Origin of the sequence: Streptomyces sp. PsTaAH-124 (genome assembly GCF_000373685.1) — a bacterium.
In the GTDB taxonomy this organism is placed as follows: domain Bacteria; phylum Actinomycetota; class Actinomycetes; order Streptomycetales; family Streptomycetaceae; genus Streptomyces; species Streptomyces andamanensis.
In genome coordinates, this window is sequence record NZ_KB892176.1 from 83,279 (window position 1) to 106,541 (window position 23,263).

General features: G+C 72.8%; 20 protein-coding genes. 9 read left to right on the top strand and 11 right to left on the bottom strand.

Annotated elements, in window-relative coordinates; translation table 11 throughout:
* The first annotated feature begins 76 nt into the window (after nt 1-76).
* From B086_RS0121755 to B086_RS0121765, 3 genes are all read left to right on the top strand, one after another.
* Nucleotides 77-1,516: a M1 family metallopeptidase gene (locus tag B086_RS0121755; protein ID WP_051115888.1), complete on the top strand. Its 1,440-nt coding sequence runs from the start codon at nt 77-79 to the stop codon at nt 1,514-1,516.
* A 130-nt stretch (nt 1,517-1,646) separates the two neighbouring features.
* Complete coding sequence (locus B086_RS0121760; protein ID WP_026252644.1) at nt 1,647-2,342, top strand: response regulator transcription factor; 696 nt, start codon at nt 1,647-1,649, stop codon at nt 2,340-2,342.
* Between the two features lie 23 nt (nt 2,343-2,365).
* Nucleotides 2,366-4,330, top strand: coding sequence for a sensor histidine kinase (locus B086_RS0121765; RefSeq protein WP_018568543.1), 1,965 nt, complete (start codon nt 2,366-2,368; stop codon nt 4,328-4,330).
* Between the two features lie 18 nt (nt 4,331-4,348).
* Here B086_RS0121765 and B086_RS0121770 read toward each other — a convergent pair whose 3' ends face one another.
* Nucleotides 4,349-4,603, bottom strand: coding sequence for a WhiB family transcriptional regulator (locus B086_RS0121770; RefSeq protein WP_018568544.1), 255 nt, complete (start codon nt 4,601-4,603; stop codon nt 4,349-4,351).
* A gap of 255 nt (nt 4,604-4,858) precedes the next feature.
* Between B086_RS0121770 and B086_RS0121775 the strand changes: the two genes are divergently transcribed.
* Nucleotides 4,859-6,169 carry an MFS transporter gene (locus B086_RS0121775; protein WP_018568545.1) on the top strand — a complete coding sequence of 437 codons (1,311 nt, stop codon included), beginning with the start codon at nt 4,859-4,861 and terminating at the stop codon, nt 6,167-6,169.
* 18 nt (nt 6,170-6,187) lie between these two features.
* Here B086_RS0121775 and B086_RS0121780 read toward each other — a convergent pair whose 3' ends face one another.
* Nucleotides 6,188-6,640 carry a cyclic nucleotide-binding domain-containing protein gene (locus B086_RS0121780; RefSeq protein WP_026252645.1) on the bottom strand — a complete coding sequence of 151 codons (453 nt, stop codon included), beginning with the start codon at nt 6,638-6,640 and terminating at the stop codon, nt 6,188-6,190.
* Nucleotides 6,641-7,214: 574 nt separating this feature from the next.
* On the opposite strand from B086_RS0121780, the gene B086_RS0121785 reads away from it, so the two are divergent.
* The 3 genes from B086_RS0121785 to B086_RS0121795 all read left to right on the top strand — a co-directional run bounded on the left by B086_RS0121785 (nt 7,215) and on the right by B086_RS0121795 (nt 9,373).
* On the top strand, nt 7,215-7,652 hold the full coding sequence (locus B086_RS0121785; protein ID WP_018568547.1) for an ATP-binding protein: 438 nt from the start codon (nt 7,215-7,217) through the stop codon (nt 7,650-7,652).
* Nucleotides 7,653-7,917: 265 nt separating this feature from the next.
* The gene (locus B086_RS0121790; protein ID WP_018568548.1) at nt 7,918-8,781 is read left to right on the top strand and encodes a SigB/SigF/SigG family RNA polymerase sigma factor; all 864 of its coding nucleotides are present in this window, start codon (nt 7,918-7,920) and stop codon (nt 8,779-8,781) included.
* 151 nt (nt 8,782-8,932) lie between these two features.
* A complete protein-coding gene (locus B086_RS0121795) occupies nt 8,933-9,373 on the top strand; it encodes a hypothetical protein (protein WP_018568549.1) in 441 nt (146 codons plus the stop codon).
* 16 nt (nt 9,374-9,389) lie between these two features.
* Here B086_RS0121795 and B086_RS0121800 read toward each other — a convergent pair whose 3' ends face one another.
* The 3 genes from B086_RS0121800 to B086_RS0121810 form a co-directional block, all read right to left on the bottom strand.
* A complete protein-coding gene (locus B086_RS0121800; protein WP_026252646.1) occupies nt 9,390-11,645 on the bottom strand; it encodes an FUSC family protein in 2,256 nt (751 codons plus the stop codon).
* A 138-nt stretch (nt 11,646-11,783) separates the two neighbouring features.
* Nucleotides 11,784-13,127 carry an FAD-dependent oxidoreductase gene (locus tag B086_RS0121805; protein ID WP_018568551.1) on the bottom strand — a complete coding sequence of 448 codons (1,344 nt, stop codon included), beginning with the start codon at nt 13,125-13,127 and terminating at the stop codon, nt 11,784-11,786.
* A gap of 259 nt (nt 13,128-13,386) precedes the next feature.
* Nucleotides 13,387-13,767 (bottom strand): STAS domain-containing protein, encoded by a 381-nt coding sequence (locus B086_RS0121810; RefSeq protein ID WP_018568552.1) that lies wholly within the window; start codon nt 13,765-13,767, stop codon nt 13,387-13,389.
* 151 nt (nt 13,768-13,918) lie between these two features.
* On the opposite strand from B086_RS0121810, the gene B086_RS0121815 reads away from it, so the two are divergent.
* Nucleotides 13,919-14,290, top strand: a complete 372-nt coding sequence (locus B086_RS0121815) for a hypothetical protein (RefSeq protein WP_018568553.1) — start codon at nt 13,919-13,921, stop codon at nt 14,288-14,290.
* Between the two features lie 45 nt (nt 14,291-14,335).
* On the opposite strand, the gene B086_RS0121820 is transcribed toward B086_RS0121815, so the two are convergent.
* On the bottom strand, nt 14,336-14,770 hold the full coding sequence (locus B086_RS0121820; protein ID WP_018568554.1) for an ATP-binding protein: 435 nt from the start codon (nt 14,768-14,770) through the stop codon (nt 14,336-14,338).
* Nucleotides 14,771-14,927: 157 nt separating this feature from the next.
* On the opposite strand from B086_RS0121820, the gene B086_RS0121825 reads away from it, so the two are divergent.
* Nucleotides 14,928-15,161 carry a DUF6480 family protein gene (locus tag B086_RS0121825; protein ID WP_018568555.1) on the top strand — a complete coding sequence of 78 codons (234 nt, stop codon included), beginning with the start codon at nt 14,928-14,930 and terminating at the stop codon, nt 15,159-15,161.
* Nucleotides 15,162-15,179: 18 nt separating this feature from the next.
* Here B086_RS0121825 and B086_RS0121830 read toward each other — a convergent pair whose 3' ends face one another.
* The 5 genes from B086_RS0121830 to B086_RS0121850 all read right to left on the bottom strand — a co-directional run.
* Nucleotides 15,180-16,274 (bottom strand): glutamate--cysteine ligase, encoded by a 1,095-nt coding sequence (locus B086_RS0121830; RefSeq protein WP_026252647.1) that lies wholly within the window; start codon nt 16,272-16,274, stop codon nt 15,180-15,182.
* A gap of 117 nt (nt 16,275-16,391) precedes the next feature.
* Complete coding sequence (gene glgB / locus B086_RS0121835; protein ID WP_018568557.1) at nt 16,392-18,614, bottom strand: 1,4-alpha-glucan branching enzyme; 2,223 nt, start codon at nt 18,612-18,614, stop codon at nt 16,392-16,394.
* 4 nt (nt 18,615-18,618) lie between these two features.
* On the bottom strand, nt 18,619-20,007 hold the full coding sequence (locus B086_RS0121840; RefSeq protein ID WP_018568558.1) for a maltokinase N-terminal cap-like domain-containing protein: 1,389 nt from the start codon (nt 20,005-20,007) through the stop codon (nt 18,619-18,621).
* 29 nt (nt 20,008-20,036) lie between these two features.
* Nucleotides 20,037-21,755: a maltose alpha-D-glucosyltransferase gene (gene treS / locus B086_RS0121845; RefSeq protein ID WP_018568559.1), complete on the bottom strand. Its 1,719-nt coding sequence runs from the start codon at nt 21,753-21,755 to the stop codon at nt 20,037-20,039.
* Nucleotides 21,752-23,263, bottom strand: a 1,512-nt coding sequence (locus B086_RS0121850) for an alpha-1,4-glucan--maltose-1-phosphate maltosyltransferase (RefSeq protein WP_018568560.1), incomplete at its 5' end; no start/stop codon positions are given. The genes B086_RS0121850 and treS, both read right to left, overlap by 4 nt.

Below are 23,263 nucleotides of genomic sequence, written 5' to 3' on the forward strand. Positions count from 1 at the left end.
GCAGGGCGAACCGGCGCCGTACCGGCTCTACCCTGAGGGCGTTTGATCATGCGCCGCCCATCCTCCGAGGAGAACCGTGACGCCCCCCAGGAAGCAGCCCGTCCCCCGCGCCGTGACCGCCACCGTCCCCGTCGCCGTCGCGGCCCTGCTGGCGGCCGCCGGACCCGCGGCCGCCGGACCCGTCACCCACGGCACCGCACCCGCCCGCCCCGCCGCGGCCGGCGCGCCCGGCGCCGGCGACCCGTACTTCCCGCTCGCCGGCAACGGCGGCTACGACGTCTCCCACTACGACCTGACGCTGCGCTACGACCCGGCCGCCCGCCACCTCGACGCCACCGCCGTCCTCACCGCCCGCGCCACCGCCCGGCTGACCCGCTTCGACCTCGACCTCAAGGGCCTGAAGGTCACCGGGGTCAGCGTCGACCACGTCAAGGCGTCCTACCGGCGCGACGGCCAGGAACTCGTCGTCACCCCGCGCACCGCCCTGCGCCCCGGCCACCGCTTCCAGGTCGCCGTCACCTACAGCGGCACCCCCGGCCCGGTCACCGACCCCGACGGCTCGCCGGACGGCTGGATCCCCACCGACGACGGCGCCTTCGTCGCCGGTGAACCCCAGGGCGCCATGACCTGGTTCCCGGCGAACAACCACCCGCTGGACAAGGCGTCGTACGACTTCACCCTCACCGTCCCGCAGGGGCACACCGCCGTCGCCAACGGCGTCCTCCTGGGCAGCCGCACCGCCCACGGCCGCACCACCTACCGCTGGCGCCAGAGCGAGCCCATGGCCGCCTACCTGGCCACCGCCACCATCGGGAAGTTCCGCGTCGAGCAGTTCACCACCCGCGGCGGGATCAGGGTCTACAACGCCGTCGACCCGCGCGAGGCGAAGGCCGCCGCGCCCGTGGTGAGGCAACTGCCCGCCGTCCTGGACTGGGAGAGCGGACTCTTCGGGCCCTACCCGTTCAGGGCCGCCGGAGCCATCGTCGACCACGCCCCGGACGTCGGCTACGCCCTGGAGACCCAGACCCGCCCCCTGTACGACTCCGCGCCCGACCTCTCCACCCTCGTCCACGAGAGTGCCCACCAGTGGTTCGGGGACTCCGTCTCGCTGACCCGCTGGCAGGACATCTGGCTCAACGAGGGCTTCGCCACCTACGCCGAGTGGCTCTACACCGAGCAGCACGGCGGCGACAGCGCCCAGCAGGAGTTCGACGCGCTGTACGCCCGCCCGGCCGGCGACCGGCTGTGGGCCTTCCCGCCCGGCGACCCGGGCAGCGGCGAGAACATCTTCGACACGCCCGTCTACGCCCGCGGCGCCATGACCCTGCACGAACTGCGCCGGACCGTCGGCGACCGGGCCTTCTTCCGGATCCTGCGCGCCTGGGCGACGGACCACCGCGGCGGGCACGGCACCACGGCCCAGTTCACCGCGCTCGCCGAGCGGATCTCCGGCAAGGACCTGGGCACGCTCATGCGCACCTGGCTGGAGACCGCGGGGAAGCCGGCCGCCCCCTGACGGTGGCGGGTCCGAGGACGCCGGACGGCCGGACCTGACGGCTTCCTCACATGTGTCGGCCATGGTCGACACATGATCACCCGCCACCGCCGTGCCGTCCCCGGCCCGCCGACCGCTTAGGATCCGCCAGGTGTGCGCACATGTGCTGGTCGCCGAGGACGACGAGATGCAGGCCGAACTCATCCGCCGGTCCCTGCTGCTGGAGGGCCACACCGCGACCGTGGTCCACGACGGCCGGGCCGCCCTGGAGGCGGCCCGGCTGCACCGGCCCGACCTGGTCGTCCTGGACCTCATGCTGCCGGTGCTCGACGGCTTCGGGGTCTGCCGGGAACTGCGCCGGGACGACGACGTCCCGGTGCTGATGCTGACCGCCCGCAACACCGAGGACGACGTGCTGCTCGGCCTGGAACTGGGCGCGGACGACTACATGACCAAGCCGTACAGCCCCCGCGAGCTGATGGCGCGGATCCGGACCGTGCTGCGCCGCAGCGGGCGGGCCCCCGAGCGGCGCGAGGACCCCGTGCTGCGCGCCGCCGGGCTCGCCGTCGACCCGGTGCGGCACGAGGTGCGGTGCGAGGGGCGGCCGGTGGTGTGCACCCCGGCCGAGTTCGAGATCCTGCTCGCCATGGCCGGCGAACCCGACCGGGTCTTCACCCGGCACCAACTGCTGCGCCACACCCGCGGCCTGGACCGCGCCTCCACCGAACGGGCCATAGACGTGCACATCATGAACCTGCGCAAGAAGCTGGAGGACGACCCGCGCCGCCCGGTACGGCTGCTGACCGTCTTCGGCGTCGGCTACAAGCTGAACAGCGCGGCGGCGTGAGGAGGGCTGAACGGCGCGGTGGCGTGCGGAAGAAGGCCGGGCCGGGCGGCGGCATACCGCTGCGCAAACGGCTGCTGGTGCGGCTGCTGGTCGCCTCCGTCCTGATCGCCGGCTGCTCGGTGGCGGCGACCGCCTGGCTGGCGGTGCAGACCACCACCAGCGCCCTGCGGCAGGAGCAGGGCCAGGACCTCGCCGACGACGTCGCCATCCTGGCCCGGCTGAGCGGCTACGCGGCCACCCACCGCGACTGGAGCGGCGTCGCGGCCACCGTCCGCGGGCTCGCCGCGCAGACCGGCCGCCGGGTCGCCCTCACCACCGCCGACCGCACCCTGGTCGCCGACTCCGCGCCGCCCGGCAGCCCGCTGCCGCCCAGCCCCGCCGCCACCGTCGACCCCCTGCACACCGACACCTACACCCAGCGCGGCGCCCAGCTCAGCGGGATCGACCCGCGGGCGGTCGGCCCCTACGCGCTGCCGGCCGGTGAACGCCGGCAGCTCGACCAGGTGGCGGTCAAGCGCCGGAGCTGCTTCGCGGCCAACGGCGTGCCCACCACGGTCCGGTACACCCCGGGCGGACGCCCCTACCTGGTCTCCGACGACGGGACCCGCGGTGTGGCCGAGGTGCCGGAGGAGTGCGCCGACGGAGCCCTCAACACCCCCACGGCCACCGAGCGCAGGGCCCTGGACGACGTGACCCGGCGGGCCCGCGCCTGCGTCGGGCGGGCCGGCCTGGACCCGGACCTCGGCGCCCTGGAGTTCGATCCCGGGCCCGTCGGCCGCTACCTCGTCCCGAGGACCGCCGTCCGCTACTTCTACAAGGGCGCCCTGGGAGCGGGCGGCGATGCCACCGCGAAGGAGCGGCGGGAGAGCCGGCAGAAGGCCCAGCAGAAGGCTCAGCAGTGCGCCGACGACGCCTACCGGGACCAGCTCGACCCCTATGTCGCCCCCGCCGCCCAGCTCTTCCTGGGCGGCGGGGACCGGGCCGCCACCCGCTTCGTCATGTCGCCCGCCAACAAGGCGAAGATCATCGGTGCCGCCGGTCTGGTGCTGGCCGTCACGGTCGCCGTCACCGCCGTGGTCGCCGGCCGGCTCGTACGCCCGCTGCGCGCCCTGACCGAGGCCGCCCGCCAGCCCCCGGACCAGCATGTACGGGTACCCGTCACCACCCGGGACGAGACCGGGCTGCTCGCCCAGGCGTTCAACGCGCTGACCGAACGCCGCGAACGCCTGGAGGCCCAGCGCAAGGCGATGGTCAGCGACATCGCGCACGAACTGCGCAGCCCGCTCACCAACATCCGCGGCTGGCTGGAGGTGGCCCGGGACGGCCTCGTCGACCCCGACCCCGCCCTGCTGTCCTCCCTGCACGACGAGGCGCTGGTGCTCCAGCGGGTCATCGACGACCTCCAGGACCTGGCCGCCGCCGACGCCGGCACCCTGCGCCTGCACCGGGAGCCGCTCGGCGCCCGCGACCTGCTCGACCAGGTCGCGGCGGCCCACCGGGTCGCCGCCCGCGCCGCCGGGGTCACGCTGCGCACCGACCGCGCGGACGGCCCCTGCCTGGACGCCGATCCGGTCCGCATGCGGCAGGTGCTCGGCAACCTGGTCTCCAACGCGCTGCGCCACACCCCCGCGGACGGCACCGTCACCCTGGCCGCGCACCGCGACGGCGGCACGGTGGTCCTCACGGTGGCCGACACCGGCACCGGTATCGCGCCGGACGACCTGCCGCACGTCTTCGACCGGTTCTGGCGGGCGGAGAAGTCCCGCAGCCGCCGCACCGGCGGCAGCGGTCTCGGGCTGGCCATCGTCCGTCAGCTGGTCGAGGCCCACGGCGGGACCGCCGCCGCGGCCAGCGAGCCGGGCGCGGGCAGCGTCTTCACCCTCCGCCTGCCCGCGGCCCCCGACGAGGCGGCGCCCGGAGCACGGGACGGCGTACGGACCGGGGAGGCCAGGGATCCGTGGTCCCCGGCCTCCCCGGCGGGGGAGTAGCCGTACCGGGCCGGGCGGTCAGCCCTGCCGGCGGCGGGCCACGGCACGGCGCCGCCGCAGCGCGCGCCGCTCGTCCTCGCCCGTCCCGCCCCACACGCCGATGGTCTGGTCCGTGTCCAGCGCCCAGCGCAGACACTCCTCACGGACGGGACATCGGCCGCACACCGCCTTGGCCTGCTCGGTCTGCACCAGTGCCGGACCGGTGGTGCCGATCGGGAAGAACAGGTCGGGGTCCTCGTGGCGGCACGCGGCGTGTTCTCGCCAGTTCTCCATGAAGAAAAGTCACCTGCGATCGAAAGTAGTCCGTGTCTCGGGCCGTATGTGCTCGCCGTCGGGTCACCTGCCGCCGCCACGCCAAACGGCGCTCCCCGGCACCCGCCGGACCTTCGCACAATCCGCACATGGCCGGATCGGCCCGTCGGGGCGGTGCCCGCGGCCCCCGCCGTACCGCGGACGGGTGCGAACGGGACGGTCTGTGCTGCGATAGTGAACCCGGACAGAAAGATGTAACGAGCAACCAGGAACCCCGTGGACACCAGCGAGAGCACCGACAGCAGCAGCCCGGCCCGCGACGGCGGCACCCCCGGCCCGGCCGGGCAGGCCCGGCGGGGCTGGCGCCGCTGGGCCATGGACACCCGTCCGCTGCGCATCCCCGCCTACCGCAGGCTGTGGTCCTCCACCATCGTCACCGCGGTCGGCAGCCAGCTCACGGCGGTCGCCGTGCCCAAGCAGATCTACGACATCACCGGCTCCTCGGCCTGGGTCGGCTATGCGAGCCTGGCCGGTCTGGTGCCGATGGTGGTCTTCGCGCTGTGGGGCGGCGCCGTCGCCGACACCGTGGACCGCCGCAAGCTGCTGCTGGTGACCAACTGCGGGATCGCCGTCACCTCGCTGCTGTTCTGGGCGCAGGCCCTGACCGGGCTGGACTCGGTGGTGGTGCTGATGGTGCTGCTCGCCGCGCAGCAGGCGTTCTTCGGGCTGAACTCCCCGGCGCGCAACGCCTCCATCGCCCGGCTGGTCCCCGAGGAGGAGCTGCCCGCCGCCAACGCGCTGAGCTCCACGGTCATGCAGACCGGCCTGGTCGCCGGACCGCTGCTGGCCGGCGCGCTGATACCCGTGATCGGGCTGCCTGAGCTGTATCTGATCGACGCGGTGGCGCTGTGCGCCACGGTGTGGGCGGTGTGGCGGCTGCCGGCGCTGCCGCCCCTTTCGGCCCCGGCCGAGCGCCGCGCCGGGGTGCGGGAGATAGCCGCCGGTTTCCGCTACATCTCCGGGCACAAGGTGCTGCTGCTGTCCTTCCTCGCGGACATCATCGCCATGGTCTTCGGCATGCCCCGCGCCCTGTTCCCGCAGCTCGCCGCCGAGACCTACGCCCCCTACGGCGAGGGCCTCGCGCTGGGCCTGCTGTTCGCGGCCATTCCCCTGGGCGCGGTGGCCGGCGGCCTGTTCTCCGGCACCTTCTCCCGGGCGCGCCGCCACGGCTGGATGGTCATCGGCGCGGTCACCGCCTGGGGCCTGGCCGTCGCCGGGGTGGGGGTGAGCCGCAATCTCTGGGTCGCGGTGGTGTTCCTGGCCGTGGCGGGCGTCGCCGACATGGTGTCCATGGTCTTCCGCGGCGCGATCCTGCTGTCCGCCGCCACCGACGAGATGCGCGGCCGGATGCAGGGCGTCTTCACGGTCGTGGTGGCGGGCGGACCGCGCCTGGCCGACGTGCTGCACGGCACGGCCGGCTCGCTCTTCGGGCCGCGCGCGGCCGTCGCCGGGGGCGGGCTCCTGGTCGTCGTCCTGATGCTGGCCCTGGCGGCGGCCGTACCGGCGCTGCGCCGCTACCGGATCTGAGGCGCGCGGCGCGCCGCCCTACAGGCCCCGCCGGGGGATCGTGTACTGCTCCAGCAGTTTGCCCCGGGTCAGTTCCAGACGGTGGGCGAGGATCTCCGCGACGGTGCGCACCAGGGACAGGCCGAGCAGCGGGTCCTCCACGGACAGGGCCAGCACCGCCGAGGCGTCGAACTCGTAGGCCCGCACCCGGCTGAAGGCCTCGGCGCCGAAGTCCCACTCGTACGGCGGGAAGAGCCAGGACCAGCCCAGCAGATCGCCCGCGCCGAGGCTGGCCACGGTGACCCGGCGGGTGGGGGTGACCTGCTGGTCGAGGTGGACGGCGCCGGACCTGATCACCCAGAAGCGGTCGGCGGTGCCGCCCGGCTCGAAGATCCGGGTGTCCTCCGGGAAGGAGACCTCCCGCGCGACTTCCATGAGGCGTTCGCGCTGCTTGTGGGGGAGCGCGGTGAGGAGTTTTATCGCTTTGGTCATGGCCCCTGGCCCTTCGCCGTGGTGTCCGGATCGGCGCGTGTGCCTGGGTCCTGTCGCCGCCTTCGCGCCATCCGCCCGGGGGCGGGGCGCGCGGCGCCGGGTGCGTGCTCCCGGTGTCCCGGTGGCCCGGCCCGCGTACCGGAGGTACCCGGGTCCGGGGCCGGTGCGGCGGGCGGGGTTCCCCCTGCTCGGAGAGCCCGGGGGAGCCCGCGTGGCGTCGCGTGGCGGGCGGGGAGGTGACGACAGGGCCTCAGCCCATTGTCGGCGGCTGCGCGCGCAACGGGCACCTCGGCGGGCGAGGAGATGAAAAAGCCCTGGCTGGACGGGGGAGACCAGCCAGGGCCGTATGCGGCGATGGACGGGGGACTTCAGCCGGGTCGACCCCGTCACCGCTTATGGATGAACCTTAAACCACCGCGGACCGTGCTCCCGCGCCCGAAGCGGGTCGAGTGACCGGTTTCACTCGGTTTCACCCGGCGTACGCCGTCCCGCACGGATGTTTGACCGGGCACACAGCGGCTAGCCGGATCAGAGAGGCCGTGAGCCTCCGCCGTCAGCCACAGGGAGCGAGGAGATGTGCGAGAAGCACCGGACCACCCCCGTCGCGGAGCCCGCCTCCGCCCCGGACCACCTCGGACCGTGCCGCCCGGCCGACGCCCGGCGGGAAGTGGCGCACGTGATCACCGAATGCTGCCGGGCGGGCCATCCGCCGTGCGACGCGCACGCCGTGTCCGACGCCCAGCTCGTCGCCTCCGAACTGACGACCAACGCCATCCTGCACGGCGGCGGGGTGACCGACTTCCATGTCGATGTCGTCGGACCCGACGTGCGCGTCTGCGTCAGCGACCGCAGTGACCGGCTCCCGGTGTCCCGCACCCCGCTGGACCGGCAGGGCCGCTACCGCAGCGGCGGGCGCGGCTGGCCCATCGTGTGCAGGCTGGCCCGGGACGTGCAGGTGTCCGACCTGCCCTCGGGCGGCAAGTGCATCAGTGCCATGGTCTCCCTGACCTGACCTGACCTGACCTGACCTGACCTGACCTGACCCGCCCGGACGGGCCGGTCCGGGCTGCGCCACGGCGGTGCGGACCGCCCCGCCGCGAAGAATCCGGAGAAGCGGAGTTTGTTCCTCCCGCCCCCGGGCAGACGGAACCCCGTGCTTCGGACCGGAGGCGCGCCAGCGGGAGCGGCAGGACTGCTCCGAGGCCCTCCAGGTCGGCTCGGCAGTTCCCCGCCTCCCGCGGTACATCCCTGAAACCACCGTTCAGGAGCGAATCCGCATGCTCATCGACACATCGGCAAGCCGTTCCCGCACTCTTGAGGAACAGGCCGCTCCCGCCCGGCGGCCGCATGACGACGCACCCGAGACCGAGGCCCTCTTCCGGCGCCTGACCGCGCTGCCGGACGGGCCCGAACGCGACGCGGTGCGCGACGAACTCGCCACCGCGTGGCTCCCCATGGCACACCGCATCGCGGGCCGCTTCCGCGACCGCGGCGAATCCATCGAGGACCTCCGCCAGGTGGCGGCACTGGGGCTGGTCAAGGCCATCGACCGCTTCGACCCGGACCGCGGGGCCTTCGAGAGCTACGCCGTCCCCACCATCACCGGCGAGGTGAAGCGGCACTTCCGGGACCGCATGTGGGCGCTGCGCGTGCCCCGCCGGGTCCAGGAACTGCGCAACAAGGTGCGCGTGGCGCGCCGTGAACTCACCCAGAACCCCGGCAGCCCCGAGCCCACCCTCGCCGCCGTCGCCGCCCACACCGGGCTCACGGAGGAGGAGGTCAGCACCGGCATGGAGGCGCTGGAGAGCTTCAGCACGCTGTCCCTGGACGCCGAGATGTCCTCCGGCGCCGACGGCTACAGCCTCGCCGACACGCTGGGCGCCGCGGACTCCTCCTACGACGTCGTCGTCGACCGGGAGTCGGCCAAGGAGGGACTGCGCCGCCTTCCCGAGCGCGAACGCGCCATTCTCTATATGCGCTTCTTCGAGGACATGACACAGAGCCGGATCGCCGACCGCCTCGGCATATCGCAGATGCACGTCTCCCGGCTGATCAGCCGCAGCTGCGCCCGCGTCCGCGACGAGGTGCTCACCGAGCGGACCGGCCGCCGCCCCACCCGGCCCCGCCCCGAGGCGTACTGACCGGCCGGCCCCGCCCGGCGCACTCCCGCCACCGCCCGGCGCACCCCCGCGCCCGGCGGTGGCGCGAGTGCGCCCGGCGCGCCTGCACGGGCACCGGCCGCCGATCGCGGGTGCCGGGTCTGAGAGACGCCGGGCGGGGAACACGGAGCAAATGAGCGAAGACGAGTTTCCGCCCGACGACCGGGCCGTGGAGGTGTACCTCGACCTCCTGCGGATCCGGATGCCAGAGGACGACTACGAACTCCTGCTCACCGTGGTGGACCCGGTGCTGCGCGCCATCCACGAACAGGGGGAGCAGGGCGTGCCCACCGCGGACTTCCCGCTGGACGGGCCGCAGACGCAGGGCCTGCCCCAGCAGATACGCGACGAGGCCGCCCTGGTCATCGCCACCGCGGTCACCGGCCGGCTGGACAACGAGCTGGTCGTCCTGGAGATAGAGGAGACCGGCCCGGTCCGGGTGGTGACCGACGCGACCACCGCCGCCGACCCGGCCCGCCTCACGGAGATCGCCGACTACATCCGCGACCGGCACCGCGAGACCGAAGAACTGCGCGGCATCGCCGCCGCCAGCGACCTGCCCACGGACTTCTGACCCGCCCGGACCCGCCTCACCGCTTGGGCGTCGGCACCCGGACGCCCAGCGGACGGGCCAGGCCCACCACTCCCTCGTCCAGCCGTTGCAGATGCCGCAGCACCCGGTCGGTGATCCGGCCGTAGCGGGGCGTGCCCGGCGTGCCGCCCGACTCCAGCAGCGACGCGATGCTCGGACCCGTCTCGATCTCGGGGGCGTCCGGCTCGTCGGCCACGTGCGCGGTGAGCGCCGCGATGTTGTGCGTGATCCGGCGGCACGCCTGCCGCAGCCGCGGATCGGCGGCTATCGACGGATGCGTCGGCAGCAGCTCGGCCGTCGCGGCCAGCGACCGCGCGTGGTACGCGCATGTCTCCAGCAGCGCCAGCAGGTACTGCGCGGTGTCGCGCCGGGCCCGCAGGGGCGTGATCGGGTGCGTGAGCGGCTGCACCGCGCCGCGCAGATCGCTCAGCGCCTGGTCGAGATCGCGCGCCTGGTCCAGCAGATCCGCCTGCGGACCGCCGCTGAGCTGGTCCACGGCGGTGCCCGTGACGTCGTAGAGCCGCTCCAGCACCGTGCCCAGCAGTTCGTCGGTCCGGCGGTCGGTGCGCACCGGCAGCACCACGGCCGCCGCGATGATCCCGCAGGCGGCGCCCAGCGCCGTCTCCTCGATGCGCAGCACCAGCACCGACAGGCTGTAGGTGTGCAGCAGCGTGTAGAGCAGCCCCAGCGCGGCCGTGACGAAGAACGACATCAGGGTGTACGACAGCGGCGCCGTGTAGAACATCGCGAACACCAGCAGCAGCACCAGCGCCAGGGCCGGCCAGGTGTGCGGTCCGACCAGCCCGGCCAGCACGATGCCCGCGACCACTCCGAGCACGGTGCCCAGCAGCCTGCGGTAGCCCTTGACCAGGATCTCGCCCGTGGACGAGGTGTTGATGAAGACGATCCAGCAGGTCAGCACCGCCCAGTACCAGCGCTGGCTGGAGAGGAACTCACCGCCCACGATGGCCAGCGCGGACCCCAGGGCCACCTGCACCGCGGCCCGGGTGGTGGGCCGGCGCAGCCCGGCCGCGGGCTCCTCCAGCTCCTGTTCGCCCGCCTCGGCGCCCTCGATGGCGGCGTCCTCGGCGTCCAGCTCCTCCCGGGAGCGGGTGGTGGCCGGGGAGTCGTCGGACTCGTCCTGCGGCCCGCCGAGCGCCACCCGCAGCCCCAGCACCGCGCGGGCGGCCTCCCCGATACCGCGGAAGACGTCCTGCACCGCCGCCGAGGCGGCCGGCAGGTTCTCCTCGTCGCGGTAGCCGAGCAGCCGGTTGCGCACATGCGTCATGGCGGTGCCGCCGCCCTCGCCGACCGGCCGCAGCACCAGCATGCGCAGCGCCCGCAGATCCCGGCGCAGCGTGTCGGTGGCCTCCTCCCGCACCGGCTCGCGGCCGCCCGAGGGGACGGGCGCGCCGGGCAGATGGAGGGTGAGCGTGTCGGTCCGCTCGCTGCTGCGGGCGGTCAGCAGCAGTAGCCCCAGCCGCTCGGCGGAGATCTCGGCACCCGCGATGCGCCGCTGCACCAGCCGGGCCACGGACTCGTCGGAGGTGCCCTGCTCCAGACGGCCCTGGATCATCAGGGCCGTCTCGTGCAGCCGGGCGGTGCCCTCGCGCACCGCCTCCAGGGCCTTGTCGGCGTCCTCGGGCCCGGCGTCCAGCAGCTCCAGCTGGGCCGAGACCAACTGGGCCAGCCGCACCCGGAACGCCTCGCGCAGCCGCAGCAGGACGCCCGCCGGAGTCTCGTAGACGATCACGAAGCGCACCAGCGCGCTGGCCGCGAACGCGATCGTGACGACACCGAACAGCGCGGGCAGCGTGTGCCCGGTGGCGCCGACGAACAGCGACATGAAGTAGATCTGGAAGCCGATCAGGCCCAGCGCGTTGCCCCGGTCGCCGAAGCGGCGGCTGTAGACCGCGCAGAAGATCAGGACGACGAAGAAGAGGTCACCGGCGATCACCCGTGAGTTCAGCAGGGCGCCCAGGGTGACCGAGGCCAGCGCCACGGGCAGACCCAGCGCCAGGGTCAGCGCCTGCTGGGAGCGCTGCTTCTCCCGGATGGCGAAGGTGGCCGCCATCGAGGCGATCGCACCGGCCACCAGATGCGGGACCGGCACCCGCAGCGCGGTCAGCACCGCCAGGGTCAGCGCTATCGATCCCGCCGTCCGCGACCCCGCGGCCAGTCTCAGCAGCCCGGGATCGGACGCCGTGACGCGATCCCAGAGCCGTGTCCCGAGCGACCCCTCCGCTGCACTCACGCCGCCGTACTCTCTCCCGATCCCCGTGGACCTTGCCGTGGATCTTCGCGATGATCCGTTTCTCCAGCATCGCACGCCACGGCCGGACCGCCCGGAGCGGCCCGGCCGTGCGCGGCGCCGATGTCCGCCCGCGCGGCGTCACAGCGCCCGCGGACGCGCCTTCTCGACGTACTCCTGCACCTGCTGCGCCGTCATGTACGCGTCGGTGTACTCGAAGTCCTTCAGCTTGGCCGGCTTGCGGGCCTGGAAGCCGGTACGGACGAAGTCGTCGCCCGCGACCGCGTTGAGCAGCCAGTTCGTCGCGACCCTGACCTTGGCGACATTGGTGCGCAGCGCCCCCAGGTGGTAGCCGCGGGCCACCGCCTGGGCGGGCACCCCGTGCAGTTCGACGCCCAGCGGCTTGGCGACCGCGTCCGCCCCGCCCAGGTCCACGACGAGACCCAGGTCCTTGTGCTCGTAGCGGCGCATCGGCCCGCCGCGCAGGGCCGCGACGACGTTCTCCGCGACCCGCCTGCCCTGGCGCATCGCGTGCTGCGCGGTCGGCGGGCAGACCGCGCCGTCGCCCTTGGCGAGGTCGGGCACGGCCGCGGCGTCACCGAGCGCGAACACCCCGTCGTACCCGGGCAGGCACATCTCGTCGGTCACCGCGAGCCGCCCGCGGACCGTGTCCGCGCCCAGGGTGGCGATGAGCGGGCTGGCGACCACGCCCGCCGTCCAGATCAGGGTGTGGGTGGGCACCACCCGCCCGTCGGTGAAGGTGACCTCCTCCGGACCCGCCTTGGCGATGGACACCCCGAGCGAGATCTCGATGCCCCGCCTGCGCAGGTCCTCCTGGGCGGCACGGCCCAGCTTGTCGCCCAGCTCGGGCATCAGCCGGGGCGCGATGTCGATCAGATGCCACTTGATCAGCGTCGGGTCCAGCCGCGGGTAGCGCTTGACGGCGGCGTGCGTCAGCCGCTGGAGGCAGGCCGCGGTCTCGGTCCCGGCGTACCCGCCGCCGACGACCACGAACTGGAGCCGCGCGGCCCGCTCGGCCGCATCGTCGCTGGCGTCGGCCAGGTCGAGCTGGGTGATGACGTGGTCCCGGACGTACGCGGCCTCGGCGAGCGTCTTCATGCCGAACGCGTGATCGGTCAGGCCCGGGATGTCGAAGGTACGGGTGATGCTGCCGGGGGCCAGCACGATGTAGTCGTAGGACTCGTCGACGATCCGGTCGGTGATGGTGCGGATGACGCAGACCTTGGCCTTCAGATCCACGCCGACGGCGCCGCCCGGGATGATCCGGGTGCGGTACTTCTTGCTGCGGCGCAGGGAGACGGCGATCGACTGCGGCGTCAGCACGCCGGAGGCGACCTGGGGCAGCAGCGGCAGATACAGCTGGTAGGCGAACGGCGTCACCAGGGTGACGTCGGCCTCGCCGGGGGAGAGGGTGCGTTCCAGACGGCGGACGCACTCCACTCCGGCGAAACCTGCGCCGACCACCAGGATCCTGGGTCGTGTCACGGTGTCTCTTCCCTTCTGCGGCTCCGGCGGCGTGCCGCGGCGTCGAGCGCCTGCCCCCGGATCGCTGCTTTCGCACCTCGTCGCTCCCGCCGTGCCGCCGGGCCTCCTCCCACCGGCCGGGCACGGCGCCCGCACACACGTGTCGATCACCACCATGCCCGCACCGGGCCGTCCGCGCACCAGTAACGACAGCACCGGCCGCACCGGACGCCCCGGCGGGGCCCGCCCCCCGCGGGTCTCAGGCCGACCGTTCCACCGGTGCGTCGACCAGCGCCAGCGCCTCCTCGGCGGTCCGCGAGACCGGCACCGTGAGACTCACTCCGGTGAGGTCGAAGATCCGCTGGACGGCCGGTGCGGGCGCGATGACGTGCACGCTGCCCGGCAGCCGCCGGACCTCCTGGTAGACGCGCAGGACGATGTTCATGCCGGAGGAGTCCATGAAGGGCACCCCGCTCAGGTCGAGCAGGAAGTGCCGGCGGCCGTGGTGGAGCTGGTTGGCCAGATGGGCCTGGAGCTCGGTCGCGGTGTCGACGTCCAGGTAGCCCTCGACCGTGAGCAGGGCGACATCCTCCCGGACGAGGGTGACCTCGACGGTCAGCGGGTTCTGGGCATGGGACACGGGTACCTCCATCGAAGGGCGACTGCGCACCCGCGCCTACCCCCGAACCGGGCGGCCATACGTGCCGGTCCCGGACCCGGGTCGTCGAATGCCGCCGTCGGCGCAGGGTAGTTGCTGCTGTGGAGGCACCGAGCGAGAGGGGCAGGACAGCGTGACCATCGAGGGAATCTGGGCGTACCCGGCGGAGGCCGGCCGCACCGGCGGGACGGACCTGACCGGATTCACCGTCGTCGCCGCCGACGGCACCGTGGGCCATGTGGACCGGGAGGCGGAGCACTTCGGGATGCGGCACCTGGTCGTGGACACCGGCGTGTGGGTGTTCGGCCGCAGCGCGCTGGTCCCCGCGGGCGTGGTGAGCCGCGTCGACCCGGCCCTGCGCAGGGTCGAAGTGGCCTGCTCCCGGGCGGAGATCAAGGACGCGCCGCGGTTCCGCACCGACAGCGAGACCCTCGACCGGGACTATCTGACCCGGGTGGGGGAGTACTACCACGGCCTGCCGCCACGGGAGCCCGACCCGGCCTGAGGACCCCCGGCGGGGTCGGGGCGGATCCGGGCCGGGACGACCGGTTCACCAGGGCAGGAAGACGTGGACGTCCTTGCCCTGGCTGGTCACCACGACACTGACCTGGTCGCTCAGCGTGTGGATCAGATGCCAGCCGATCCCGCCGCCGCCCCGGCTCGGATGGAACGGGCGCGGCGCCGGCGGCGTGGTGCTGGTGTCGCTCAGCGTCACATGCACCCCGTCGAAGGTCCGCCGCAGACACAGCACGAACGGCCCCGGCGCGTACTGCACGGCGTTCGCGGCGAGTTCGGTGACCACCAGCAGGATGTCGTCCCAGTGCTCGGGGGCCGCCGGCAGGGCGCGGCGCGCCAGATCGTCCAGGAACTCCTCCGCGGCGAGGCGCGCACCCGTCACATGGTGCAGCTCGCCCGCGAAGCGGGCGGTTCGGCTCGGTATCCCCTCGGTGGCCAGTGTGTCGTCCCCATGCGGCTCGGTTGGCATCTCGCCTTCCCTGCCCGGCGTGCGCAGGGCGTCGTCGTACGGTCCTTCCCTTCATCCACCTGTCTAGTTCCCGTGGGTGCCGGGGCTACGCGTGGGCATCCCGTGGCGCCCGTCTCAGCCGCGCGTCCGGGCGGGCGGAAGTGGGGACCCGGAGGTCATGAGCTACGTCAATCCAGATCCCGACCCGGACCGGACGACCGGGCTCGAACCGGGCGGCGGAGTGCCGCCCGGCGAGACACCGCCCGCCGAGAGCAGCATGCCCGAGGCCGGGCCGCGGGAGCCGGGGGCCACCTCCCGGGGCTGGGCGGCGACCCCGCTCACCCTGATCCTGCTGCTCGTCCTGCTGATCGCGGCGGGCCTGCTGGGCTACGCCCTGGTCCTGATCCGCTGAGCGTCCCGCGCGGCCGTCTCACTCCTGGGTGAGGCGCACGCACGCGGCGACGACCTTCCGCAGGCTCCCCGTGCGCTCCAGCAGCTCACGCTGTGTCCGCGCGCCGTTGCCCTGCGCGAACAGCGTGTCCAGCCCCTCCCGCGCCGCGTCCAGGTCACCGGCGTCGGCGAGCGCGTCGGCGACATGGCCGAGCAGATCGCGCAGCACCGACCCGGCGGGCAGCCGCCGCATGGTCAGCGGATGCAGCAGCTCCTGCCGGGGCCCGGTCCGCGCCGCCTGCCAGGCGGCCAGCCGCAGCAGGCTCACCCCGTGGTCCGGCGGTGCACCGCCCGCCCGCCACTCCCGGGCGGCGGTCTCCACCAGCGCGCGGGCGAGCGTGGCGACGAGCCGGGCCGTGCCCGCGCGCAGGCACACGTCCGCGACCCGGATCTCCACCGTGGGATACCGCTCGGAGAGCCGCGCGTCGAAGTAGGCCATCTTCTCGTCGAGGATCACCCCGGTGGCCACCATGTCCGCGACCAGCCGGTGGTAGCGCTCCGCCGACCCGAACAGCTCGGTCGGACCCGCCGAGGGCCAGCGGTCCCAGACCCGGCTGCGGTAGCTGTCGTAGCAGGAGTCGTCCCCCTGCCAGAAGGGCGAGTTGCCGCTGATCGCCAGCAGCGCGGGCAGCCACGGGCGGACGCGGTCCAGGACGGCGACGCCCTCCTCGTCCGAGTGCACCGCCACATGCACGTGCATGCCGCAGACCAGCTGGTCCCGGGTGGCGATGCCGTACTGGTCGGCCAGCCACCGGTAGCGGCGGTTCATGGTGATGGTCGGGCTGACCGGCAGCGGCGAGGTGGCGAGCGCGGCCACCGCGCAGCCGATCTCCCCGGCGTGCCGGGCCGCCTCCTCGCGGCAGCGCACGATCTCCGCGCCGAGCGCCGCCATGTCCGTCTGCGGATGCGTGGCGAACTCCAGCATCTGCCCGAACAGCTCTTTCTCGAACACGTCCTTGTCGGTGTCCGCGCCGTCCGCCTCGACCCGGGCGAGCACCGCGCCGGACAGCGCCCGCGGCTCGCCGCTGTCCGGGTCGACCAGGAGGAGTTCCTCCTCCACTCCCACCGTCCGCACCTCGCGCCGCCCTTCTCTCGCGGCGACACCGGCGGGGCGCCGGGTCGTACGCTTCCCGGTGCCCTCGGACGGCGGCCGGACACCCCCGCGGCACCGCCGGGTGTCCGGCCGGACGGCTCAGCCGGGGTGCGGCGCCAGCCAGAGCGTGGCCAGCGGCGGCAGGGTGAGACGGATGTGTCCGTCCTCGGTCCCGACCGGCTCCGGTGCGGTGACGCCGCTGCCGCCGTAGCGCACCGCGTCCGTGTTCAGCACCTCCGACCAGGCGGTGACGTCACCGCCCACGTGCAGGCGGTACCCCTCGCGGACCACGGGCGAGAAGTTCGACACCGCCAGCAGCGGAGTGCCCGCCGCGTCCAGGCGCAGGAACGCGAAGACGTTGTCGTCGGCGGCGTCCACGGCGACCCAGCGGAACCCCTCGGGGCGGGTGTCGCACTGCCACAGCGCCGGGGTGTCCCGGTACACCGTGTTGAGGTCCCGCACCAGGTCCCGCACCCCGCGGTGGTCGCCCGCCGAGCAGTTGCCCTCCTCCAGCAGCCACCACTCGGGCCCGTGCTCCTCGGAGAACTCCCCGCCCTGCGCGAACTCCTGGCCCATGAAAAGCAGTTGCTTGCCGGGGTGGGCCCACATGAAGCCGAGGTACGCCCGGTGGTCCGCCCGGCGCCGCCACCAGTCGCCCGGCATCTTCGACACCAGGGCCCGCTTGCCGTGCACCACCTCGTCGTGCGAGATGGGCAGCACGTAGTTCTCGCTGTAGGCGTACACCATCGAGAACGTCATCTCGTGGTGGTGGTACTTGCGGTGCACCGGCTCCTTGCTCATGTACTGGAGCGAGTCGTGCATCCAGCCCATGTTCCACTTCAGCCCGAACCCGAGCCCGCCGCGGTCGGTCGGCGCGGTCACCCCGCCCCAGGCGGTGGACTCCTCGGCGATGGTCACCACACCCGGCGCCCGCCGGTACACCGTGGCGTTCATCTCCTGGAGGAACGCCATCGCGTCCAGATCCTCGCGCCCGCCGTACTGGTTGGGCGTCCACTGCCCGGAGTCGCGCGAGTAGTCGAGGTAGAGCATCGAGGCGACCGCGTCCACCCGCAGCCCGTCGATGTGGAACTCCTCGCACCAGTAGACGGCGTTCGCCACCAGGAAGTTGCGCACCTCGGTACGGGCGAAGTCGAACTCGTAGGTGCCCCAGTCCGGATGCTCGGCGCGCTGCGCGTTCCCCGGCTCGTACAGCGGGTCCCCGTCGAAGCGGGCCAGCGCCCAGTCGTCCTTCGGGAAGTGCGCCGGCACCCAGTCCATGATCACGCCGACCCCGGCCCGGTGGCAGGCGTCGACGAAGTACCGGAAGTCGTCCGGTGAGCCCAGCCGCGAGGTCGGCGCGTAGTACGACGTCACCTGGTAGCCCCAGGAGCCGCCGAAGGGATGCTCGGCGACCGGCATCAGCTCCACATGGGTGAAGCCCAGGTCCTTGACGTACGCGGGCAGTTCCTCGGCCAGCTCGCGGTAGGTCAGGCCCTTGCGCCAGGACGGCAGGTGCACCTCGTACACGGACAGCGGCGCCTCGTGCACGGGCGTGTCCCCGCGGTGCGCCATCCACCCGGCGTCGCCCCACTCGTAGTGCGCGGCCGTCACGACCGAGGCGGTGTCCGGCGGGACCTCGGTGCGCCGTGCCATCGGGTCGGCCTTCAGGAACCGGCCGCCGTACTGCGAGGTGATCTCGAACTTGTACCGCGCGCCCTCGCCGACACCCGGCAGGAACAGCTCCCACACGCCCGCCGCGCCCAGCGAGCGCATCGGGAACGCGGTGCCGTCCCAGTGCGTGAAGTCCCCGGCGACCCGCACCCCGCGCGCGTTGGGCGCCCACACCGTGAACCGGGTGCCCTCGACGCCCTGGTGGGTCATCGGCTCGGCGCCGAGCGCCCGCCACAGCTGCTCGTGCCGCCCCTCCCGGATCAGATGCAGGTCCAGCTCGCCGAGCGCGGGCAGGAAGCGGTACGGGTCGTGGACCTCGTGCTCCCCCTGCTCGTACTCGACGAGCAGCGTGTACTCGGGGACCCGGGCGCCCGGCAGGACGGCCGAGAACAGCCCGTCCCCCTCGGAGAAGAGCGGGACGCGTTCTCCTCCGGTCAGTACGCTCACCGCGCGGGCGAACGGGCGCAGCGCCCGGACGGCGGTCCCGCCCGGTACCGGATGCGCGCCGAGCAGCGCGTGCGGATCGTGGTGCGCCCCGGACAGCAGGCGCTCACGCTCGCCCGGGTCCAGGGGCGGCGCCGCCGCGGTCCGTTCCGCCGGGGGCGGGACGGGACCGGACGGCTCGGGCAGTGACGTGTCGCGCAGTGCCACCGGTTCAGCCTCCTCTCACGGCGAGACGTTCGATCGCCGCCATCGGTACCGCGAGCCAGTCGGGACGGTGCCGGGCCTCGTACAGCACTTCGTACACGGCACGGTCCGTCTCGTAGGCCCGCAGCAGGGCGTGTTTCTTGCGGGGGTCCCAGCCGGCCCGGGAGGCGTAGCCGGCGCAGTACGCCTCCCGGCAGCGGCGCGCCCACTCCGGGCGCCAGGGGCGGCGCTGGCGGGCGGCGTAGTCGAAGGAGCGCAGCATGCCCGCCACGTCCCGCACCGGGGACTCGGGGACACGGCGCTCGGCGAGCGGACGGGACGGCTCGCCCTCGAAGTCGATCACGAACCATTCGCGTCCGGCCCGCAGCACCTGGCCCAGATGCAGATCGCCGTGCACCCGCTGGGCGGGCGGGCCCGCGTCGCAACTGGCCAGCGCGGCGAACGCGGTGCGCAGCCGGGCGGCGTACGGCCGGAGCGCGGGCACGCTGTGCGCCGCCGCGTCCAGCCGCTCGGTCATCGCCACCGCCGTGCGGGCGACCTCCCGGTGGCCGCCGGTCGGGAAGGCGTCGGCCAGCGCCAGGTGCACCTCGGCCGTGGCCTGCCCCAACTGGTGCGCCTGGGGGGTGAAGTCGTCGCCGGCGGCGAGCGCCCGCAGGGCCAGGGTCCAGCCGTCGGCCGCGTCGGGCAGGAACGGCTGGAGCACCCCGAGCGTGGCCTCCTCCGGCTGGTTGGTGCGCAGCCAGGCCACGGGTGCGGGCACCCGGCCGCACCCCTGCCGGGCCAGCGCCCACGGCACCTCCAGGTCCGGGTTGACCCCGGCCTGGATCCGGCGGAAGACCTTCAGGATGAACTCGTCGCCGTACACGATGGAGGAGTTGGACTGCTCCGCGTCCAGCAGCCGGGGGGCGAGACCGCCCGGGATGAGCGCGGACGGATCGGCCTCGAAGCGCAGCGGGCCCGCGCTGCCCGGGTGGCGCAGCCGCTCCAGGAGCAGTTGCGCGGAGCGCGGGTCGCACAGGGCGTCGTAGACCGCGAGTCCGGCCAGCGGCCCCTGCGCGGGCCGGCCGATGAAGGCGCGGTGCAGCCGCGGGGACAGCTCCCGCCGTACGCCGAGCAGCAGTTGGTAGCAGTCGGCGGGCGGCGGTGCGGTGATGCCGGCCGGGGCGGGGACGCCTCCGCTCCCGGCGCCGACGCCCGCGTGTTCGGCGTGGACCAGCAGATGCAGACATCCCGGGAACAGCTCCGTCATCGACAGCAGCCTGAGGTCGGTGACGGGCCGGTCCTTGCCCGCGAACCAGCGCTGGCCGGGCAGCCATTCGCGCAGCAGCGACCCGAGCGAGGCCATGGGGTCGGCGACGCCCGCGCTGCTCGGCTGGAGGGATGCGGTCTTCGTCATGGTCACGCCTCCTTTCGTCTCGGCCACGGTCAGACTCGTCGGCCGATCCGGGATGCGGCTCTGCTGAGCCGGAACCAGTAGAAGCCGTGTCCCGCCAGGGTCAGCAGATAGGGGAGTTCACCGATGGCGGGGAAGCGGACCCCGCCGATCAGTTCCACCGGGTGCCGTCCGTCGTAGGCGCTGAGATCCAGTTCGGTGGGCTGGGCGAAGCGGGAGAAGTTGTGCACGCACAGCACGAGGTCGTCGTCATATTCGCGGAGGAAGGCGAGGACGGCGGGGTTGGAGGAGGTGAGTTCGGTGTAGGTGCCGAGTCCGAAGGCGGGGTTCTGCTTGCGGATCTCGATCATGCGGCGGGTCCAGTGCAGCAGCGAGGAGGGGGAGGACATGGATGCCTCGACGTTGGTGACCTGGTAGCCGTAGACGGGGTCCATGATCGTGGGGAGGTAGAGGCGGCCGGGGTCGCTGGAGGAGAAGCCGGCGTTGCGGTCGGGGGTCCATTGCATGGGGGTGCGTACGGCGTCGCGGTCGCCGAGCCAGATGTTGTCGCCCATGCCGATCTCGTCGCCGTAGTAGAGGATCGGGCTGCCGGGCAGGGACAGGAGCAGGGCGGTGAAGAGTTCGATCTGGTTGCGGTCGTTGTCCAGGAGGGGGGCGAGGCGGCGGCGGATGCCGATGTTGGCGCGCATGCGGGGGTCCTTGGCGTACTCGGCCCACATGTAGTCGCGTTCCTCGTCGGTGACCATCTCCAGGGTCAGTTCGTCGTGGTTGCGCAGGAAGATGCCCCACTGGCAGTGCGCGGGGATCGCCGGGGTCTTCGCCAGGATCTCCGAGACCGGGTAGCGGCTCTCGCGCCGCACCGCCATGAAGATCCTCGGCATCACGGGGAAGTGGAACGCCATGTGGCACTCGTCGCCGCCCGCGCTGTAGTCACCGAAGTAGTCGACGACGTCCTCCGGCCACTGGTTCGCCTCGGCCAGCAGCACCGTGTCCGGGTACTGGCTGTCGATCTCCTTGCGCACCCGCTTGAGGAAGGCGTGCGTGGCCGGGAGGTTCTCGCAGTTGGTGCCCTCCCGCTGGTACAGGTACGGCACCGCGTCGAGGCGGAACCCGTCGATGCCGAGATCCAGCCAGAACTTCAGCGCCGAGATCATCTCCTCCTGCACGGCCGGGTTCTCGTAGTTCAGATCCGGCTGATGCGAGAAGAAGCGGTGCCAGTAGTACTGCTTGCGTACCGGGTCGTACGTCCAGTTGGACGCCTCGGTGTCCACGAAGATGATGCGGGCGCCCTGGTACTGCTTGTCGTCGTCGGCCCAGACGTAGTAGTCGCCGTACGGTCCGTCGGGATCCCTTCTGGACTCCTGGAACCAGGGGTGCTGGTCGCTGGTGTGGTTCATGACGAAGTCGATGATGACGCGCATGCCGCGCTGGTGGGCGGCGTCGACGAACTCGACGAAGTCGGCGAGGTCGCCGAAGTCGGGGAGGACGGCGGTGTAGTCGGAGACGTCGTAACCGCCGTCTCTGAGCGGTGACTTGAAGAACGGCGGGAGCCAGAGGCAGTCCACGCCGAGCCACTGGAGATAGTCCAGTTTGGCGGTCAGGCCCTTCAGGTCGCCGATGCCGTCACCGTTGCTGTCCTGGAAGGAGCGGACCAGGACCTCGTAGAAGACGGCACGCTTGAACCACTCCGGGTCGCGGTCCTGGGCAGGAGTGTCCTCGAAGGTGTCCGGAACGGGCTCGTTGACGATCATGTTGTGGGTGACCCTCCGATCTGCGGGGTGGACGGTCGCAGGACGGTGAGGACGTGCGCGGGCCGATGCCCCGGCTCCAGTCGCACATAGTTGGCCCTGCCCCAGTGATAGGTCTCGCCGGTCAGCTCGTCGCGCACCGGCACCGACTCGTGCCATTCCAGGCCGAGTTGCGGCATGTCCAACGAGACCGTGGCCTCCTGGGTGTGGTGCGGATCGAGGTTGGCGACGACCAGAACCGTGTTCGATCCGCTCCGCTTGGAGTAGGCGATCACCTCGTCCTTGTCCGCGTGGTGGAAGTGCAGGTCGCGCAGCTGGTGCAGGGCCGGACTGCGGCGCCGGATGTCGTTGAGGCGGGTGATGAGGGGGGTGATGGTGCGGCCCTCGCGTTCGGCGGTGGCCCAGTCGCGTGGTCTGAGCTGGTATTTCTCGGAGTGGAGGTATTCCTCGCCGCCCTCTGTGAGGGGGGTGTTCTCGCAGAGTTCGTAGCCGCTGTAGATGCCCCAGGAGGGGGAGAGGGTGGCGGCGAGGACGGCGCGGACCTCGAAGGCGGGGCGGCCGCCGTGCTGGAGGTAGGCGTGGAGGATGTCGGGGGTGTTGGGGAAGAGGTTGGGCCGCATGTAGGCGGCCGCCTCGCCCGACAGTTCCGTCATGTAGTCGGTGAGTTCCTGTTTCGTGGTGCGCCAGGTGAAGTAGGTGTAGGACTGCTGGAAGCCGGTCTGGGCGAGGGTGTGCATCATCGCGGGGCGGGTGAAGGCCTCGGCGAGGAAGATGACGTCGGGGTCGGTGGTGTTGATGCCGGTGATGACGCGTTCCCAGAAGACGACGGGTTTGGTGTGGGGGTTGTCGACGCGGAAGATGCGGACGCCGTGGTGCATCCAGTGGCGGATGATGCGGAGGGTCTCGGTGACGAGGCCGTCCATGTCGGTGTCGAAGGCCAGGGGGTGGATGTCCTGGTATTTCTTGGGGGGGTTCTCGGCGTGGGCGATGGTGCCGTCGGGGCGGTGGTGGAACCACTGGGGGTGTTTGTGGATCCAGGGGTGGTCGGGGGAGCACTGGAGGGCGAGGTCGAGGGCGATTTCGAGGCCGAGTTCGTGGGCTCGGGCGGTGAAGTGGTCGAAGTCGTCGAGGGTGCCCAGGCGGGGGTGGACGGTGTCGTGGCCGCCTTCGGGTGAGCCGATGGCCCAGGGGACGCCGACGTCGTCGGGTGCGGCGGTGAGGGTGTTGTCGGGGCCTTTGCGGTGGGTGGTGCCGATGGGGTGGATGGGGGGGAGGTAGACGACGTCGAAGCCCATGGCGGCGATGGCGGGCAGGCGGCGTTCGGCGGTGCGCAGGGTGCCGTGGGGCTGGTCGGGGGTGCCTTCGGAGCGGGGGAAGAACTCGTACCAGGCGCTGTAGAGGGCGCGTTCGCGTTCGACCTGGAGCGGGAGGGGTGCGGAGGCGGTGACCAGGTCGCGCAGGGGATGGCGGGCCAGGACCGCGTCCACCTCCGGCGTCAACGCCGCCGACAG

Coding starts and splice junctions, on each gene's coding strand:
- B086_RS0121770 (WP_018568544.1), bottom strand. CDS start 4,603: ATGGAGAACTGGCGAGAACACGCCGCGTGCCGCCACGAGGACCCCGAC.
- B086_RS0121780 (WP_026252645.1), bottom strand. CDS start 6,640: ATGACCAAAGCGATAAAACTCCTCACCGCGCTCCCCCACAAGCAGCGC.
- B086_RS0121785 (WP_018568547.1), top strand. CDS start 7,215: ATGTGCGAGAAGCACCGGACCACCCCCGTCGCGGAGCCCGCCTCCGCC.
- B086_RS0121790 (WP_018568548.1), top strand. CDS start 7,918: ATGCTCATCGACACATCGGCAAGCCGTTCCCGCACTCTTGAGGAACAG.
- B086_RS0121795 (WP_018568549.1), top strand. CDS start 8,933: ATGAGCGAAGACGAGTTTCCGCCCGACGACCGGGCCGTGGAGGTGTAC.
- B086_RS0121820 (WP_018568554.1), bottom strand. CDS start 14,770: ATGCCAACCGAGCCGCATGGGGACGACACACTGGCCACCGAGGGGATA.
- B086_RS0121825 (WP_018568555.1), top strand. CDS start 14,928: ATGAGCTACGTCAATCCAGATCCCGACCCGGACCGGACGACCGGGCTC.
- B086_RS0121840 (WP_018568558.1), bottom strand. CDS start 20,007: ATGACGAAGACCGCATCCCTCCAGCCGAGCAGCGCGGGCGTCGCCGAC.
- treS (WP_018568559.1), bottom strand. CDS start 21,755: ATGATCGTCAACGAGCCCGTTCCGGACACCTTCGAGGACACTCCTGCC.